Source organism: Psychrobacter sp. SCQQ22, from assembly GCF_015864605.1.
Lineage (GTDB): Bacteria > Pseudomonadota > Gammaproteobacteria > Pseudomonadales > Moraxellaceae > Psychrobacter > Psychrobacter fozii.
The window spans coordinates 502,609-519,784 of sequence record NZ_JADYWZ010000001.1; the positions used below are offsets into that span (position 1 = coordinate 502,609).

Consider the following 17,176-nt stretch of genomic DNA (forward strand, 5'->3'; position numbering starts at 1 on the left):
AATCCATGTAAGCATATGCTTACATGGATTGACGTTTATACCTCTTACTAACCATGGGGCAATCTGCGATTATAACTGTACGGCACGGCTGAACGAAAAGGTTCATTGGTACTAGGGATTGGTATCTTACAGGTCGCATCAAGGATAGGTGGTTTGCTGGTTAGGGATGATAGGGCTGGATGCCCGAATAGTTATAAGATGCCCCGGGATTAGGTATCTTATAGCGATGACATGGATGGTTAGTGATAAAAGCCGCATAACGCTTGTCGTTATGCGGCTTTGTTACGTCTGAAGGAAAGCCACTGCAATTGATAGATTTTTTGGCTGCAAGCTTATCTGACGCAATATCGTCTCAGCAGTATTTTTTATAAACTGTAGGCGCAAAAAAGGGTCAGTAGCGATGGCTACTGACCCTTTTTAGATGAAAAGACAGCCACATTGGTGACTTACCGCCTCATCCTTTCTTACTATTCTCTAGAAGAGATTAGTGCTCAACGCCACCAGCACCATGTACATGGCCATGGTTTAGCTCGTCTTCAGTTGCTGCACGTACTTCTTGGATTTCAACGTCAAACGTCAAACGCTTACCAGCCAATGGATGGTTTGCATCAACGGTTACTTCTTCATCGTTTACAGCAGTAACGGTAACTAGCATTACTTGGCCACCAGCTTCTGACTGAAACTGCATACCAGGTTGGATGTCTTCAACGCCTTGGAAGTTGTCACGTGGTACGTGTTGTACTGCTTGCTCTTGATACTCGCCGTAGCCATCAGCAGGTTCAACAACTGCATTGACTTGTTCGCCAGCAGATTTACCTTCTAGCTGTTGCTCTAGGCCTGGGATGATGTTGCTATGGCCATGCAAATAAGCAAGTGGTTGACCTTCTGGTGATTGGTCAAGAATGTTGCCTTCGTCGTCTTTTAGTGTGTAATTGAATTTGACGGCGGTATCTTTTGCGATAGTAGTCATAAATTATCCTAAATATATCTGTGTAAAAAATTAAATACGGTTGCAATAAACCTAAAAAATCCAATTAGCAGGCCAAATAGCCACGTCATGAGTCAATTATCATCAGTTTATTAAAGTAACTTTAGCAGTTAGCATCTTTAATTGAGATGGCGCATATAACTTTCAAGGTAAAAACAAGAAAAAATGCCATTTAATCTTAATAAATATCACATTTTATCGAAATAAACGCTGTTTTAAGCAGTTTAGGGTGAGCTATTGGGTATTCGTGGTTTGGCGGTTGCGTTTTTGAGTAAGGGCTTCTAACATAATGATAAAAACAAGGATGAAAAAGACAATGACTTCCGCTACCAATACTGCGAATAATAAACTCATAGATAGCAATACCAACAATGATAGTGCTAACGATGCCAACGTAATCGCTGATATCAGTTATCGTTTCAATTTTGATCGTTTCTTTGAGCATTTGATCGATGTGTCGCTGAGCTTTACGGCAACGGCCAGTTCTCCTCAGCTTTGGTTGCCAGCATGGATACCGGGTAGTTATCTGATGCGTGAGTTTGCCCGCAACATCACCGCCGTGCACTATCAGGTGTTAGATAGTCAAGCAACAGATAGCAAAACAACTAGCCAAACAACGGATAGTGGTACACCACTTGAGACTTATCGTGCGCAGAAAATAGACAAACATACTTGGCAGCTACCTCAAGTAGAGACAGGGCAGACAGTAGAGGTTCACTATGAAGTGTACTGTTATGACCTATCTGTGCGTACTGCTTACGTGGATCAGCAACGCTTATATGGGAATTTCACCTCGCTTGCCTTAGCGGTTGAGGGGCAAGAGCATACATCTGTCAATGTGAGCTTAATCATTCCGGCCGCGTTTTTTACAGACAAAGAAGAAGCGCGTGTTGTTCTGGCATCTGGTTTAAAATCTACCCATTTGAAACTCGATGGTCAGCATGCTTACGGACTACAAGCAGATAGCTATCACGAGCTGATTGATTATCCTTTTGAAATCGCAGAACAAGATAAATTTGATTTTATTATTCAAGATAACGAACATCAAACGCTACACCATAGTTTTTACCTCGCTGGTAAGCACAATGCCAATATGGGCAGATTGCAGCAGGATATTACTCAGATTTGCCAGACGTATTTAGGCTGGCTAGGTGATGCACCTTTCCATGATTACACGTTTATGACGTTTGCCAGTGGTCAAGACTACGGTGGCCTTGAGCATATCAATTCTACCAGCTTGATTACCCCGCGCCGTGACTTGCCAAGTGTTGATGAACCAAAAATACCAAGCACAGATTATCAGCGGTTTTTAGGTTTATGCAGCCATGAGTATTTTCATTCATGGTGGGTCAAAACAGTACGCCCTGATGTCATGCTAGAGGTTGATTTGCGCCGTGAGGCTTTTACGCCATTACTTTGGGTGTTTGAGGGTTTTACGTCTTATATCGATGACTTTATGTTGCAAGCGTCAGGTGTGATTGACAAATCAAGCTATCTAAAACTATTGGCTGAGCAAATAAATCGCTACTATCAAACCGCTGGGCGTGCGTATCAAAGTGTCGCAGAGTCGAGCTTTGATGCTTGGATTAAGTTATACCGCAATGACGAAAATACGGGTAATGCGGGTATTAGCTATTACAATAAAGGGGCGCTGGTTGCGTTATGTTTGGATTTGACGCTGCTACAAAAGAGCGCTGGTCGCTATCGTCTGTTTGATGTGGTCAAGGCCTTTTATACTCAAGCCAAGCAAAACGATAACAAACGTGTCGGCATCAGCAGTGCTGATATGGGTGCGGTCATTGGGCAGTTTATACCATTAGAGGATTGGGAAGATTTTGAGCATCGTTATGTCAACGGTGTTGAAGAATTACCAATTGAGGCGCTGTTGGCTGCCAATGGTACTAACATGCGTACCAATACCAAAGAGACCGCTGATAAGCATGTGCCGTGGGGTATGCGTTGTACTGAAACGCCTGCCGGACTAAAGGTTAATCGAGTACAGCGTGATAGTGCGGCTGCCAGATCTGGGATTTCAGCACATGATGTCATTATGGCGATTGACGGCATTAAAGCGGATAGTAAACAGTTGGCTTCGCTTAGCAATGCAGCACATAATGTTGAATGTTACTTGTTTCGCCGCGATGAGTTAATATGTGTCAATGTACTGCCGAAAGCAGCTATGGAATTACAACAGTCAGCCAGTGCTAATGGTAGTACGAATGATGTTAATGAAACGGCATTCCCGCATAAAGTAAGTCTGCACTTAGCAAAAGAGGATATAGCGTCAAGAGCCAGTGATGAGAATTCTTCAGGTAATGCGGGCTGGCAACCATGGCTTAATGCGATAGAGCGTTATCATAATTAAGGGCATTGAGTTGAGTGCATTAATTTAAGTATTATTTATTTTAGTCACTTTGCCTAAGTATTCTGTTTGGATATTCATACAAAATAAAAACCCCTGTTAAATGATCATATTTGACAGGGGTTTTGCGTTATACGCTATCGGTATATTTTGGGGTTTTCTTAAAACATCAGAAGTAACTCAGTCTCTAAGAGTCAGGTGTTTCAGTTTTTGCGTCTACTTCACCTTCATCAAGCTTATCTTCTGTACTTTCATCTGTTTGAGAGTCTGCAATCCAATTTTGCATCCGTTTGATTTCGGGTTGCTGAGTGTCGATGATATCTTGTGCCAGTTGACGCATCTCTTCGTCAGTACCATATTTCAGCTGGATAGTGGCCATTTCTACTGCGCCCAGATGATGCGGTAGCATGCCGCGCGTGAATGCCATGTCAGGGACAGGATCGGCAATACCTAATACCATCTCACCATTCAAGACATCCATACTTCTAGCATAGGCTTGTTGCATAGCTTCGGTATTGGGTTTAGGTTTGGCTGTATCAGGGTGGCTGGCAAGCCATTTATTCAAAATATCGATTTCAACTTGTTGAGCGTCAATAATCTCTTGGGCAAGCTGACGTACTTTTTCATCAGTACCATATTTCAGCTGAATTTTTGCCATATCTATCGCGCCACGGTGGTGCCCAAGCATGCTTTTAGCGAAGGCAGTGTCAGGGTCGTTGTAACCCATGCCGATCATCATTTCATCATGCATTCTAGTCATTGATTTTGTATAGTCTTTGAGCACATCAGTCATTTGGCTTTCGTCAATGATGTCTTCATTTTCCGCTAAATCATTAGCTTCGGCTTTATCTTGAGTCTCTGCTATATCAGTCACTGGCGTGGTGACTTCTTCGTCAGTGGTCGCTTCATTGTTTTCTGTTGTCGGCTGACAGGCACTCAGTATGAGCGCAGCAGAAATACTGGTGGCCAACAATAAAAAACGATGAGAAGCAATCATGATGTATTCCTAGAATAAAAATTTAATAATAAATGAATGAAACCTATTGCAGACAACCACTCATGTTTCGAAGCTTAGCAGATAAACCTTACCCGTTCGAGACGCTATGTTTAATAGGTCGTAATATATCTAGGAGATTTTATATCAGGTTAAAGTAAACTCTGATAATTTTTCCATCATATTTCTCTGCATAAACGGGATACATACCATCTCCTAAGACTGTTTTTACAGCTATTCCTGCACCTTCATGTCCTAGTTTGAAAGGCAATGCGCCATAACCTTTTTCTGATAGCGTTGAGTAACAAGCGCCTGCATATGAGAAGTCAACTCTATCAGAGTAGTCAATCTCTATTTCCTCTAACCTTCCAGAAGCTATGAGCTCATTAACCGTTTCGCTAAAACCATCAATTTTGTCTTCATAATTAGAGAAATCTTTTCTGAATTGATAAATGGAAGCAGTTTCCTTGTCCTTTAGCAAGCGGATATCCTCGAATTGAGTATCTTGCCATTCTGAATCGATATAGCATGGATCTGTTATCATCAACTGACCACTATCAACTGCAACAACTCCCATTTCTTCAATTTCATATTTAGCGTCAGATGAAAATAATCTAAACTCAACATCTTCTTCTTCGAGGTCAAGATCTAGAAGCTCCATTGTTTTTCGAATATCTCTAGATTTTTCGACTTCACTTCTCAATCGGTTTATCTCTTGAGTTTTCAATTTTAGTTCGTCAGTATGCTTTTGCTTGTCATGATTCAGCCTTAAAACCTCTTCCTCTCTGATCTTTATCCTTTCGTTAAGAATCTTCTCTATGTTCTCTGGGCTTTTCTTCTCAAGTTCAGAGTTTTTATCCTTTAAGAAAAAAATATTTTTTTCTACAGTTTTAATTTGCTCATCTTTTGAGGTAATGGTTGATTTCAATTTTTTGATATAGGCACTATATATCCAACCTGCAACCAATAATGCAAAAGCATTAACCCCTAGCTGTAGGTGGTTCAATATTTCTTCCAAAATAAAATCCTCATTAATTTTAAAATTTTGATAGCGAGCATGTATATTTTTCTAAAATCCAAAGATTGACTATATTCAGATCAAACAATAAGTAGTTAAGCTATTTACTTCTGACAATTATGATTTTAATAAATAGTAATCTAGCAAACCAGCTATCAAGTAATACTCAACTGCTTACAGCGCTCACTATCCAAATGAACTCGTATAGACTCGCCAACCGCTAATTCGCCCAGCTCAAAACCTGCAACTGACCAACGTATCAAACGTAAGCAAGGCAGCCCCACATGTGCAGTCATGCGCCTTACTTGGCGATTTTTACCTTCATAAATAGTCAACATCAACCATGAGTCTGGCACACTTTTACGCTCACGTATCGGTGGGTCACGTTGCCAGAGTGGCATTGGCAATTCATCTTCACTGACATGCTTAATCTCAGCAGGCAGGGTTTTGCCATCTTTGAGAATCACACCTTTTTGGAGCTTACTAAGCTGCTCAGGCGTAGGGATACCTTCAACTTGTACTAAATACGTCTTGCCTTGTTTCCGCCCAGCATTGGCTTTGGGTGGATGGGTAATTGCTTTATTTACTCGACCATCATCAGTCAGAATCAGCAAACCTTCTGAGGTCGCATCAAGTCTGCCAGCCACGCGCAATGATTTGTCCGTAAAATACTCCGATAGCGTGGTGTGGTTGTTATTACTGTCATCTCTGAACTGACTTTGCACGCCATAAGGCTTATTGAATAGTACGAGACTAGAGGTCGACATAAACAGCTATTTCCTAAATATAAATGAGTCAGTATTACTTACTATCCAAATGATGATACACCCTAACATTCAAAATAAAAATGAGCACACACCCTGAGTATAACGTGTCCTGCTAAAAAATAAGACGGTACGAGCTAGGAGCTTCCATTTCATCCGTATTTTGATAGGCTTGTCATGTTTTTTGGATACTATATATTTTTCTAATTAAGATAAGCGTCTATTATAAAGGGTTTTTCTATTGTTCACAGGGCCACTCATGTTTTTTGCTGAGATGATAAGAGGGCATCGGCTGTACGACGGCACCCAGAAAAAGGCTCTACAATATAATCGTTCCAATACAACTTGGATATGCTGTGAAAGACCATAAAAAACACCTCAACGCCCTAAGACGGTTGAGGTGTTTGATTTACTAAGACTTAAACTTGCTTAATCGCTTTTGGATATAAACCCCAACAGCGATTAAGCTTAATGGTCTAAGTGCAATCGCTTAAAATTATAGCGATGCCAGTGTTTCGTTAAACAAAGCACTTGGACGCATGGCTTTCTTAGCCAATTCTTCATCGGCATAGTAGTAGCCTTTGATGTCCACAGGCTTGCCTTGAGCTTGGTTAAGCTCTTTGATGATAGCATCTTCGCTGTCTTTAAGCTTTTTCGCAAATGGTGTAAATTGTGCTTTTAGCTCGCTATCTTGGTCTTGCGCTGCCAGCTCTTCAGCCCAGTACATGGCCAGATAGAAGTGACTACCACGGTTGTCTAATTCACCTGTTTTGCGTGATGGTGATTTGTCATTTAACAGCAGTTTTTCGGTCGCTGTATCTAGCGTGTCAGCCAATATTTTGGCTTTAGCATTATTATCGTTCTCGGCTAAATGCTCCAAAGATACGGTCAAGGCTAAAAACTCACCCAATGAATCCCAACGTAAATGGTTTTCTTCTACGAGCTGCTCAACGTGTTTCGGCGCTGAACCACCTGCACCTGTTTCGAACAGACCACCACCTTTCATTAGTGGTACGACTGATAGCATCTTGGCACTGGTGCCTAGCTCTAGAATTGGGAACAAGTCAGTTAGGTAATCACGCAAGATGTTACCAGTAGCAGAGATGGTATCCAGACCACGAGCAACGCGCTCTAGGGTATAACGCATGGCACGAACTTGTGACATGATTTCAATGTGTAGACCTGTAGTGTCATGATCCTTCAAGTATGTCTGAACTTTTTTGATCAGCTCATTCTCATGTGGACGATATGGGTCTAACCAGAAAATAACAGGCGTGTCTGATTCGCGCGCACGGCGAACAGCCAGTTTCACCCAATCTTGGATAGGATCATCTTTAACCTGACACATGCGCCAGATATCGCCTTTTTCAACACGTTTTTCGAGTAATACTTCATCAGTATCTACGTCAACAATACGTGCAATACCAGCGTTGCTCGACTCAAAAGTCTTGTCGTGTGAGCCGTACTCTTCTGCTTTTTGCGCCATCAAGCCAACGTTAGGAACCGTACCCATTGTCGTTGGATCAAAGTTACCATGCCATTTGCAGAAATTGATCATTTCTTGATAAATACGGGCAAAGGTGGACTCAGGCATAACGGCTTTGCAATCATATAGTTTGCCATCAGCACCCCACATTTTACCGCCATTACGAATCATAGCAGGCATTGATGCATCTACGATAATATCGCTTGGAGAATGGAAGTTGGTGATGCCTTTTGAAGAATCAACCATGGCCAGACGTGGGCGATGCTCTTGACAAGCATGCAAGTCTTGCTCAATCTCTTCGCGCTTTGAGGCTGGCAAAGTTGCAATTTTGTCAAACAAATCAGCCATGCCGTTATTGACGTTAATGCCTAGCTCGTCAAACGTCGCGCCATGTTTTGCAAAGGCTTCTTTGTAGTAGATACGAACCGCGTGACCAAATACGATAGGGTGTGACACCTTCATCATCGTGGCTTTTACGTGTAGTGAGAATAGAATACCGGCTTCGCGGCAATCTTCCATTTCACGCTCATAAAAGTCTAGCAATGCCTGTTTGCTCATAACCATTAAGTCAATCACTTCTTTATCGAGCAAAGCAATCTTAGGTTTCAAGACTTTATTGGTACCGTCATCAAGTAACAACTCCATACGTACGGTACGAGCTTTGTCTAAAGTGATAGATTGCTCGCCATCATAAAAATCACCACCATGCATGTGTGACACGTGCGTGCTTGACCACTGCTTCCACTCACCCATAGAGTGCGGATGCTTGCGAGCATAGTTTTTAACGGCTTTAGGGGCGCGGCGATCTGAGTTGCCTTCACGCAATACAGGGTTAACCGAGCTGCCTAAGCTTTTGCCATAGCGCTTACGAAGTTCTATTTCTTCGTCAGTTTTTGGATCTTCTGGGAAATCAGGTAATGCAAAGCCTTTGCTTTGCAACTCTTTGATACAGGCTTTAAGCTGCTGCACAGAAGCACTGATGTTTGGCAGTTTAATGATATTGGTGTTTGGATCTTGTGTCAGACGACCAAGCTCAGCCAAATTGTTTGGTACGCGTTGCTCTTCCGTCAAATATTCTGGGAATTCAGCCAATACTCGCGCTGCAACAGAAATATCAGTTGTCTCAACAGCAATCCCTGCCGTTTTGGTAAACGCTTCAACAATAGGCAAGAATGAAAGGGTTGCTAGAGCAGGGGCCTCATCAGTTTTTGTATAGATAATTTTTGACATTGTAATCGGGTATCCCTTTAGTTGTCGTTAAAAATAATACGTACACATAAATTCGAATATCGTCGGATGATACTATGCAACAACGAACTATGTGGTTAGATCAAGTACATCATATGTGGTCTCAGAAATATTGGAGACCATTTAAATTTTTCTTTTACGCACGTCTATTAGCGTTCATCAAACAGGCCTCTTAAAACAGTACGATGCTTTGACTGCCTATACAAAAGGGCTTGAAGGTGAACTGCTGACTTCATATTATAGTTAATCCACTATAAATCGGCTATGATGTCAATCTTGTATAATGAACTAAGTATACTGTTTTCGCTCATATCCTATGTATCTGAATTATATTAAGCTAATAACAACCTTATTCTACCAGTCATCAGCTTCGATATCATCTTTTCCATGCAACTACTGTCTTTTCATTGGCATTTATAACGAGATGGAGAGTAGGATATAAGCATCATTATAAAACACAGCCACCTCTATTATAGTAGGTGGTTTTTTATTGCATATAGATGAATTTTTGCAAATTGTGACAGCAAACTATCAAAAATTTGCTAGGCTAGGCCACTAACCAATCGGTTATCGATAAATATATAGCGACTATAATAATGACAAACAGTATGAGTTTAGAGTATGCGCTGATTAATGATACCAGTTGGCAGAGCCAAGCAGACTGGCAAACACCAGATACGCCTTTTATGTCATTTGCCTTTTGGCAGGCGCTGGCAGACACGGGTGCGATAGGTGAGCAGGCAGGTTGGTTGCCAATATTTATTTTGGTGCACCGTGTCGCCGATTATGCTGATAGTGGCGACAGCAACGACAAAAAAGACAGCAATGGCAATGCAATAGACGGTGTAGAAGGAAGTGCATTGCATCCTGTTGCGGTATTACCCGTATTCATAAAGGGTCATCATCGCGGTGAGTTCGTGTTTGATCATGCATGGGCAGAAGCCTATGCACGCTATGGCATTGATTATTATCCGCGATTGGTCAGCAGCGTTCCTTATACACCGATTACGGGTCAGCGCTTGTGGTTGGCCACAGGCGAAACCTTAAGTGAAGAAGTAATAAAGACGGCTATCGCAGGTGTTGATGATATTGCTCAACAAGTAGGCGCATCCAGCTGGCATGGATTGTATGTCACGCCTGAGCTCGCCTCTGTCGCGACCGCAGTACTGCCGACCGATATCGATGTAGAGCAGGCATTAGCTGCCCAAGATAATGGCCTAGAGCCAACTGCTATTGAGATGCCCATATTGGAGCGTCAAGGGTGTCAATTCTTGTGGCAAAATAAAGACTTGCTGCAAGAGAGTCAGCCGTTCGCAGATTTTGATGCATTTCTAATGACACTAAAAGCCAAAAAACGTAAAACCATCCGTGCTGAGCGTCGCAAAGTTGCTGAGCAAAATATCAGCTGTCAGCGTAAGTGTGGGGCGGATATTACCGATGCTGATTGGAAAGCGTTTTATCACTGCTATGTGATGACGTATGCAGTGCGTGGTCAACAGCCTTATCTGACGATAGATTTTTTTATGGCATTAGCACAGAGCATGCCTGAGCATCTGATGCTCGCCCAAGCACTCAATGATAATGGCGAAATTATTGCTAGCAGTCTGTTCTTATACGATAAACCTGATAGCGACAAGGTTGATGGTGATGTTGATAATAATGCGACCTTATATGGGCGCTATTGGGGTGCGCTGGGCGAGTACGACAGTTTGCATTTTGAGCTGTGCTACTATCAGGGTATCGAGTTTGCCATTGAGCAAGGTCTGACGTATTTTGACCCAGGTACGCAAGGGGAGCATAAACTGATTCGTGGTTTTATTCCGACCACGACGCACTCGCTGCACCGTATCTATGATCCACGTTTTGTACCCGCGATTGCAGATTTTTGTCGCAAAGACCGTGAGCATATGGCGCAATATCGTCAGCAGGCATTTGAGGCCTTGCCATTTAATGCGGACAATATGCCAGAGTTTGATACGAACCATTAGTATCAGCCTTTCCTATTTAATACTTCACAATTAGCCGTTAACTATGTCCAGTACTCAAACGTCCTGTTTTAATAATCTGTCACCTCCTAGTGAGCTACTACCGTGGCTCAATGCTAAAGGCTCTCTCACTGCCATGTTGGAAGTAAAAGCAGGGCAGCCATTGCGTGTAGAGCGCAGTTTTGAGGGCTATCGGCAGCTGTCTCTGATACAAAAGCAGCAATTGGGTCTGCAGGGTGCTGCGCTTAATCGTCCGATGTTGGCTTGGGTGCGTGAGGTGCAGCTTTATGGCAATGATGAATTACCATGGGTAGATGCACAAAGTATCTTTCCGCTATCAAGCCTAAAAGGCCGCGCCCGCCGTCTACAACAGCTCAAAGGCACACCCATCGGTTATGTGCTATTCAAGCGCAGCCGAACACTACCTAATCAGCGATTTATTCAGCAAACTGCCACAGGTTGGCAACGGCAAACCCGTTATGATTGGTATGGCCGCACGCTAATGATCAGTGAAACGTTCCTCCCTGCATTTTTATCTAGCCACGCTTAAAAATATTTTATGCCTATATACGTGTAAAACAGCATATCGCCAAGAATTCATAGCAGGTAAATCCTTTATTTTATTGGCTATTTATCTGTGTTATATGGTCATTTAATTCCCTCATCTTAAGGTGAGGTTTTTTTGCGTTCGCAGCACAAATTTTCATGTTACACTTAATCTTTAGCGATGATATCGGTACATACGTGTATCGAATTTATTGCCGAATTGGACAACTTCATGGCGGGCCACTCGCTTGCATTTATTCTTGTTTTAATCTCTGCTAATAGACCCCATTCACAATAATGGTCATACCATAAAACAGATTGCCGAAAAACAATAGATTGCTGAAAAAAAGTGCAGAGGTATCACGCGTACTTCTAGCGACGTTGATGCAGTAGTTGTTTTATTGTGGGCAGGCTATAAGCTTCTTTTAAACGACATTTTTTCAATGACAGTCACTACTTAGGACATTAAATATGTTTAAAAATATCTCTCTTCAAAGTTTTGATCCAGTACTTGCTGAAGCGATGGCCGCAGAAAGCGTTCGTCAAGAAAACCACATCGAGCTTATCGCTTCTGAAAACTACTGCTCACAAGCAGTGATGGAAGCACAAGGTACTGACCTAACCAACAAATACGCTGAAGGCTATCCTGGTAAGCGTTATTACGGTGGTTGTGAGCATGTAGACGTCGTAGAGCAATTGGCCATTGACCGTGCTAAAGAGTTGTTCGGTGCAGAGTATGTGAACGTTCAACCACATTCTGGTAGCCAAGCAAACTCAGCGGTATTTTTAGCATTGCTAGAAGCCAATGACACGGTATTGGGCATGAGCCTAGACGCTGGTGGTCACTTGACGCATGGCGCGCACATCAACTTTTCAGGCTTGAACTACAATGCCGTACAGTATGGTTTGGTAGATGGTACTGGTCTTATCGATTATGACCAAGTAGATGCTCTAGCACGTGAGCACAAGCCTAAAATGATTATTGCTGGTTTTTCAGCATACTCACAAGTAGTCGATTGGCAGCGTTTCCGTGACATCGCGGACGAAGTAGGCGCTTATCTGTTAGTAGATATGGCTCACGTTGCAGGCCTAGTGGCTGGTGGCGTTTATCCAAGCCCAGTACCATTCGCTGATGTGGTCACTACTACTACGCACAAAACCCTACGTGGCCCACGCTCAGGTATGATTTTGTCTCGTGACGAAGTGCTTGCGAAGAAGCTAAACTCTGCTGTATTCCCAGGCAACCAAGGTGGCCCGTTGATGCATGTTATCGCTGCTAAAGCGGTTTGCTTCAAAGAAGCGTTAGAAGACAGCTTCTCTACGTATCAGCAGCAAGTGGTTAAAAATGCACAAGCGATGGCAAAAGTCGTTCAAGAGCGCGGCTATGAAGTCATCTCTGGCGGTACTGAAAACCATCTAATGCTGATCAGCCTAGTTAAGCAAGAAATGACGGGTAAAGAAGCGGACAAATGGCTTGGCGAAGCTCACATCACTGTGAACAAAAACGCTGTACCAAACGATCCAAAATCTCCGTTCGTAACGTCTGGTATCCGTATCGGTACACCAGCCATTACTACTCGCGGCTTCAACGAAGCACAAGCGGGCGAGTTGGCAGGTTGGATCTGTGACGTACTAGACAGCCGTGGTGACGAAGCGGTCGCTACTGAAGTACGCGGTAAAGTAGAAGCGATTTGTGCAGAATTGCCAGTTTACGAAAAAAACCAGTAAGCTCAAATCTATACTGATTTAGCCAGCTCTGATTCAGAGTTGTACAATAAAAAACCGCTTAGCTTTTGCTAGGCGGTTTTTCTTTTTTAATAAAAGGATAATTCAATGACGCTACGTATTCATGCTCTATACCATGTTGATTTTGAAGAACTCAGCTATATTAAACAGTGGGCAGATAATCAAGGTCATAGCATTACTGTCACTCGTTTTTACGAAAATGACTCATTGCCTTCTCAAGACAGTTTTGATTGGTTGGTTATTATGGGCGGGCCAATGAGCATTCATGATGAAGCTGACTTTCAATGGCTAGCGGATGAGAAGGCCTTTATTCAGCAAAGTATCAAAGAAGGAAAAACAGTAGTTGGTGTTTGCTTAGGGGCGCAGTTAATAGCGGATATTTTGGGGGCAAAAGTTGCTCCGTCAGGTATAAAAGAGGTTGGTTGGATGCCAATTCAATTAACCAAAAAAGGCTTAGAGCATCAGTTACTAAAAGATTTACCAAAGCAAGAGTTTACGGTTTTTCATTGGCATGGCGATGGTTTTGAGTGTCCTCAAGGTGCGACTGCAATTGCAAAATCAAACGCTTGGGACAATCAAGGTTTTATCTATCAAACGCCAAAACATAAAGAGTTAGGTACGTGGGTGCTTGGTTGGCAATGTCATTTCGAAGTGACTAAAAATAGTATGGTGGATATGGTGATGCATGGGCAGGATTATATACAAGACGCCATGACTGACTATCCTCACACAGTTCAAGCGGGTGATGAAATCCTAGAGCTAGGGGACACGTATATTGCAGATAACAATGCATGGCTTTCTATAATGCTGGATAACCTAGTAAAGTATGGTTAAGGGTTTGTAGACGATAAAAGTCCGCTATAAATGAAAGGATTAAAATTTCAGAAAATTAGATCATGTAATGCAAATCTGTGTTGAGATTGTCATGTCGCCCTTTCAATGATATTTAGGTCTGTTGTTTATACTAAGAATAGCTACCGACATTTTTCGATAATTATAGTGAGTTTGATTGATCATGGCTGTCAGCTTTAAAGCGCTAAGTTGATGTTTAATTGAGAAAAATATGCAAATGTTTTTGTTTATATAAAATTATTAGTATATAGTCGACATTGAACATTTAGTAATAATACTGATACAAAGTATAATAAATAATTACACTTTGTATCAGTATCGCTGTAAATGATTATATGAATATTATTTTCACTAAAGGAATTTATATGAAAAAACAATATTTAGTCGCAACGATCCTATTACTTAGTACTACTATTGCGCAAGCAGAAGAACAATCAGGTTTAGCAGCATTTGGTGCTGGCCTCGATGGCTTTATGGCCAATATATTTGGCTGGTTCGTTGATCTTATTTTCTTTTCAGTACCTCTTGGTGAAGTAAGCTTTCCGCTAATTGTAGGCTGGTTGTTAGTTGCCGCATTAGTCTTTACCTTTTATTTTGGCTTTATTCAGTTTCGCCATATAGGCCTGTCTTTAGATATTGTCAGAGGCAAATATACTGATCCAAACCCTGCTGTCAAAGAAGAAGGCGAGGTTAGCCATTTTCAAGCACTAGCTACTGCTTTGTCAGGTACAGTTGGTCTTGGTAATATTGCTGGTGTCGGTGCAGCACTCGCCATTGGTGGACCTGGTGCTACCTTTTGGATGATCATGGTTGGTCTGTTCGGTATGGCGACCAAGTTTGTAGAGTGTACGTTAGGTGTTAAATACCGTACGATCCTGCCTTCTGGTGCCGTATCAGGTGGACCTATGTATTACCTAAGCCGCGGTATGGCTGAACGTGGTATGGGTGGATTTGGTAAGGTGTTAGCCGTCGGTTTTGCCCTTATGTGTATATTGGCCACTTTTGGTGCTGGTAACATGTTTCAGGGTAACCAAGCCTTTGCAGTCATGAGCTCTACTTTTAGCATTCCAACGGATTACAGTATATTCTTTGGTATTGGTTTAGCGTTTTTGGTCGGTATGGTTATCATTGGTGGTATGCCGCGCATTGCAACCGTTACCGAAAAAGTCGTACCCTTTATGGCTTTATTGTATATCACAATGAGTGTCATCGTACTGGTTGCAAACTTTAATCATATCGGCGCCGCATTTGGCGAGATTTTCACGGGTGCCTTCACTGGTGCTGGCGTGGCTGGTGGCTTTATTGGCGCGTTAATTCAAGGTTTAAAACGTGCGACTTTCTCTAACGAAGCAGGTGTTGGTTCAGCTGCTATTGCTCACTCAGCGGTAAAAACCAAAGAGCCTGCTACTGAAGGTTTAGTAGCGCTGTTAGAGCCTTTCATTGATACGGTTGTTATCTGTACTATGACGGCGCTCGTTATTACTATCTCTGGGGTGAACACTGTCGCAAACTTGCAAACCCAAGCGCTCACTGGTGTGGATCTAACCCGTGCTGCCTTTATGGAAACGGCGCCTATCTTCCAGTATTTCCTAGCTGTCGCGGTATTATTGTTTGCTTTTTCAACGATGATTTCATGGTCATATTATGGTCTAAAAGCTTGGACTTACCTCTTTGGTGAAGGTAAAGGCGGCGAGATGATATACAAACTTATCTTCTTAGTCTTCGTTGTTATCGGTACCATCGTACAGTTTAGCTTTGTTATCGACTTCTCAGATGCGGCTCTGTTCGCTATGGCGATCTTTAACATCATCGGTCTATACTTCTTGATGCCAATTGTGAAAAAAGAGGTTAATTCTTTCATAGCTCGTGTGAAAAGTGGTGAAATTAAAAAGTATAAATAATGAGTTTGATTGAACACTTTATTATAACTTGATAATTAAAAAAGCCCGCCAAGATTAGTCTTGGCGGGCTTTTCGATGGCTAGTATTTGTTATTTGCTAGATAGCTATTAGACTTTAGGTAGAGGCGATTTACGCAGAATTGCCAGTTTACGAAAAAAACCAGTAAGCTTAACCCTGTACTGATTTGGTTAGCTCTGATTAAGTGCTGGTTAAACGAAAAATCGCTTAGCTTGTGCTAGGCAGTTTTTTTTGTGGTTGTCTGGTTTAGTTTTTTAGCTATGACAGCCATACGTTTGTATATTATTTTTATACTTATAACTTATTTAGTACAACACCCTATAAAAATAACATTTCTTATAGTTTTACCTGATTTATCGATTTCAATCCATTCATCGTCTATTGCTACAAACGCGAATCCTTTATTAAATGATTGTGCAGCATTATATTGAAAAGGAATGACCATTGTGCCAACATTATCGATAAAGCCATATTTCTTACCACTTCTAACAAGCGCTAGTCCATCTCGAAAAGATGAGGCATCATCGTATTTTAATGGTATAACTACATGCCCCATTGTATCGATAAAACCACTTTTATCTTCTTCTTGCACGACAGCTAAACCTTCTTTAGTAAATGACTCTGCATAGTCATACTTTAATGGGACGATAATATCTCCATTTTTATTAGCAAAACCTCGTTTATCACCTTTTCTAAGCAGTACTAAACCTTGTTCAAAATAATATGTTTCGAGGTATTGAACTGGTATCACTTCTTTTCCGCTGGTATCTAAAAAACCATATTTATTATTGCTCTTAACTCGAGCTAAACCATTGTTAAACGACCATGCTTGGTCATATTCAAATGGAATGATGACTTTGCCATTTTTATTAATGAAACCATATTTAGTGCTGTTACTGACACTTGCTAAGCCCTCCTTGAAAGAGTCGGCATAATTATATTCAAGAGGAATTATAATATTTCCTTTTTTATTGATGAATCCACTTTTATTGCCCTTCGTTACTTGAGCCAAACCATCATTAAATGACGATACATCATCGTAATGCATTTCAATAATAGTTGAGCCTGTGTTGTCTATAAAACCGTACTTACCATCTTTACTGACAATGGCTAAACCTTCATTCAAGCATTGCGTATATTCGTAACTTTTATTTTGTGGTTTTTCACACAGTTCATCTGACCAAGCACTATTGGCGAATAGAGTGGTAAGTAATACAAAAATTATGCTTAACTTAAAAAGTGAGAGAGATCTAGTCATTGGTATCCCA

Annotated in this window: 12 protein-coding genes; 6 read left to right on the top strand and 6 right to left on the bottom strand. The window is 41.7% G+C overall.

Annotated features, from left to right (window positions below; all coding sequences use genetic code 11):
- Positions 1–484: 484 nt before the first annotated feature.
- Positions 485–970 (bottom strand): FKBP-type peptidyl-prolyl cis-trans isomerase, encoded by a 486-nt coding sequence (locus I6E84_RS02115; RefSeq protein ID WP_194195977.1) that lies wholly within the window; start codon positions 968–970, stop codon positions 485–487.
- Between the two features lie 334 nt (positions 971–1,304).
- On the opposite strand from I6E84_RS02115, the gene I6E84_RS02120 reads away from it, so the two are divergent.
- Complete coding sequence (locus I6E84_RS02120; protein ID WP_197215804.1) at positions 1,305–3,353, top strand: M61 family metallopeptidase; 2,049 nt, start codon at positions 1,305–1,307, stop codon at positions 3,351–3,353.
- A gap of 184 nt (positions 3,354–3,537) precedes the next feature.
- On the opposite strand, the gene I6E84_RS02125 is transcribed toward I6E84_RS02120, so the two are convergent.
- The 4 genes from I6E84_RS02125 to I6E84_RS02140 all read right to left on the bottom strand — a co-directional run bounded on the left by I6E84_RS02125 (position 3,538) and on the right by I6E84_RS02140 (position 8,842).
- Positions 3,538–4,347, bottom strand: a complete 810-nt coding sequence (locus I6E84_RS02125; protein WP_110921806.1) for a DUF305 domain-containing protein — start codon at positions 4,345–4,347, stop codon at positions 3,538–3,540.
- A 139-nt stretch (positions 4,348–4,486) separates the two neighbouring features.
- Positions 4,487–5,362: a hypothetical protein gene (locus I6E84_RS02130; RefSeq protein ID WP_110921805.1), complete on the bottom strand. Its 876-nt coding sequence runs from the start codon at positions 5,360–5,362 to the stop codon at positions 4,487–4,489.
- Between the two features lie 155 nt (positions 5,363–5,517).
- Positions 5,518–6,129, bottom strand: a complete 612-nt coding sequence (locus tag I6E84_RS02135; protein WP_110921804.1) for a pseudouridine synthase — start codon at positions 6,127–6,129, stop codon at positions 5,518–5,520.
- A 493-nt stretch (positions 6,130–6,622) separates the two neighbouring features.
- Positions 6,623–8,842 (bottom strand): NADP-dependent isocitrate dehydrogenase, encoded by a 2,220-nt coding sequence (locus tag I6E84_RS02140; RefSeq protein ID WP_197215805.1) that lies wholly within the window; start codon positions 8,840–8,842, stop codon positions 6,623–6,625.
- Between the two features lie 626 nt (positions 8,843–9,468).
- On the opposite strand from I6E84_RS02140, the gene I6E84_RS02145 reads away from it, so the two are divergent.
- From I6E84_RS02145 to I6E84_RS02165, 5 genes are all read left to right on the top strand, one after another.
- On the top strand, positions 9,469–10,848 hold the full coding sequence (locus I6E84_RS02145) for a GNAT family N-acetyltransferase (protein WP_197215806.1): 1,380 nt from the start codon (positions 9,469–9,471) through the stop codon (positions 10,846–10,848).
- A 43-nt stretch (positions 10,849–10,891) separates the two neighbouring features.
- The gene (locus I6E84_RS02150) at positions 10,892–11,395 is read left to right on the top strand and encodes a chorismate--pyruvate lyase family protein (protein ID WP_197215808.1); all 504 of its coding nucleotides are present in this window, start codon (positions 10,892–10,894) and stop codon (positions 11,393–11,395) included.
- A 467-nt stretch (positions 11,396–11,862) separates the two neighbouring features.
- Positions 11,863–13,119 carry a serine hydroxymethyltransferase gene (gene glyA, locus I6E84_RS02155; protein ID WP_197215810.1) on the top strand — a complete coding sequence of 419 codons (1,257 nt, stop codon included), beginning with the start codon at positions 11,863–11,865 and terminating at the stop codon, positions 13,117–13,119.
- 105 nt (positions 13,120–13,224) lie between these two features.
- A complete protein-coding gene (locus tag I6E84_RS02160; RefSeq protein ID WP_197215812.1) occupies positions 13,225–13,971 on the top strand; it encodes a type 1 glutamine amidotransferase in 747 nt (248 codons plus the stop codon).
- A gap of 383 nt (positions 13,972–14,354) precedes the next feature.
- The gene (locus tag I6E84_RS02165) at positions 14,355–15,890 is read left to right on the top strand and encodes an alanine/glycine:cation symporter family protein (RefSeq protein ID WP_197215814.1); all 1,536 of its coding nucleotides are present in this window, start codon (positions 14,355–14,357) and stop codon (positions 15,888–15,890) included.
- A 319-nt stretch (positions 15,891–16,209) separates the two neighbouring features.
- On the opposite strand, the gene I6E84_RS02170 is transcribed toward I6E84_RS02165, so the two are convergent.
- Entirely contained in the window at positions 16,210–17,166 is a 957-nt protein-coding gene (locus I6E84_RS02170) for a WG repeat-containing protein (protein WP_197215816.1), read from the bottom strand.
- Positions 17,167–17,176 lie beyond the last annotated feature (10 nt).

What these genes read in the sequence shown, in the direction of transcription:
- I6E84_RS02115 (WP_194195977.1), bottom strand. Translation starts at nt 970, where the DNA reads ATGACTACTATCGCAAAAGATACCGCCGTCAAATTCAATTACACACTA.
- I6E84_RS02120 (WP_197215804.1), top strand. Translation starts at nt 1,305, where the DNA reads ATGACTTCCGCTACCAATACTGCGAATAATAAACTCATAGATAGCAAT.
- I6E84_RS02125 (WP_110921806.1), bottom strand. Translation starts at nt 4,347, where the DNA reads ATGATTGCTTCTCATCGTTTTTTATTGTTGGCCACCAGTATTTCTGCT.
- I6E84_RS02135 (WP_110921804.1), bottom strand. Translation starts at nt 6,129, where the DNA reads ATGTCGACCTCTAGTCTCGTACTATTCAATAAGCCTTATGGCGTGCAA.
- I6E84_RS02140 (WP_197215805.1), bottom strand. Translation starts at nt 8,842, where the DNA reads ATGTCAAAAATTATCTATACAAAAACTGATGAGGCCCCTGCTCTAGCA.
- I6E84_RS02145 (WP_197215806.1), top strand. Translation starts at nt 9,469, where the DNA reads ATGAGTTTAGAGTATGCGCTGATTAATGATACCAGTTGGCAGAGCCAA.
- I6E84_RS02150 (WP_197215808.1), top strand. Translation starts at nt 10,892, where the DNA reads ATGTCCAGTACTCAAACGTCCTGTTTTAATAATCTGTCACCTCCTAGT.
- glyA (WP_197215810.1), top strand. Translation starts at nt 11,863, where the DNA reads ATGTTTAAAAATATCTCTCTTCAAAGTTTTGATCCAGTACTTGCTGAA.
- I6E84_RS02160 (WP_197215812.1), top strand. Translation starts at nt 13,225, where the DNA reads ATGACGCTACGTATTCATGCTCTATACCATGTTGATTTTGAAGAACTC.
- I6E84_RS02165 (WP_197215814.1), top strand. Translation starts at nt 14,355, where the DNA reads ATGAAAAAACAATATTTAGTCGCAACGATCCTATTACTTAGTACTACT.
- I6E84_RS02170 (WP_197215816.1), bottom strand. Translation starts at nt 17,166, where the DNA reads ATGACTAGATCTCTCTCACTTTTTAAGTTAAGCATAATTTTTGTATTA.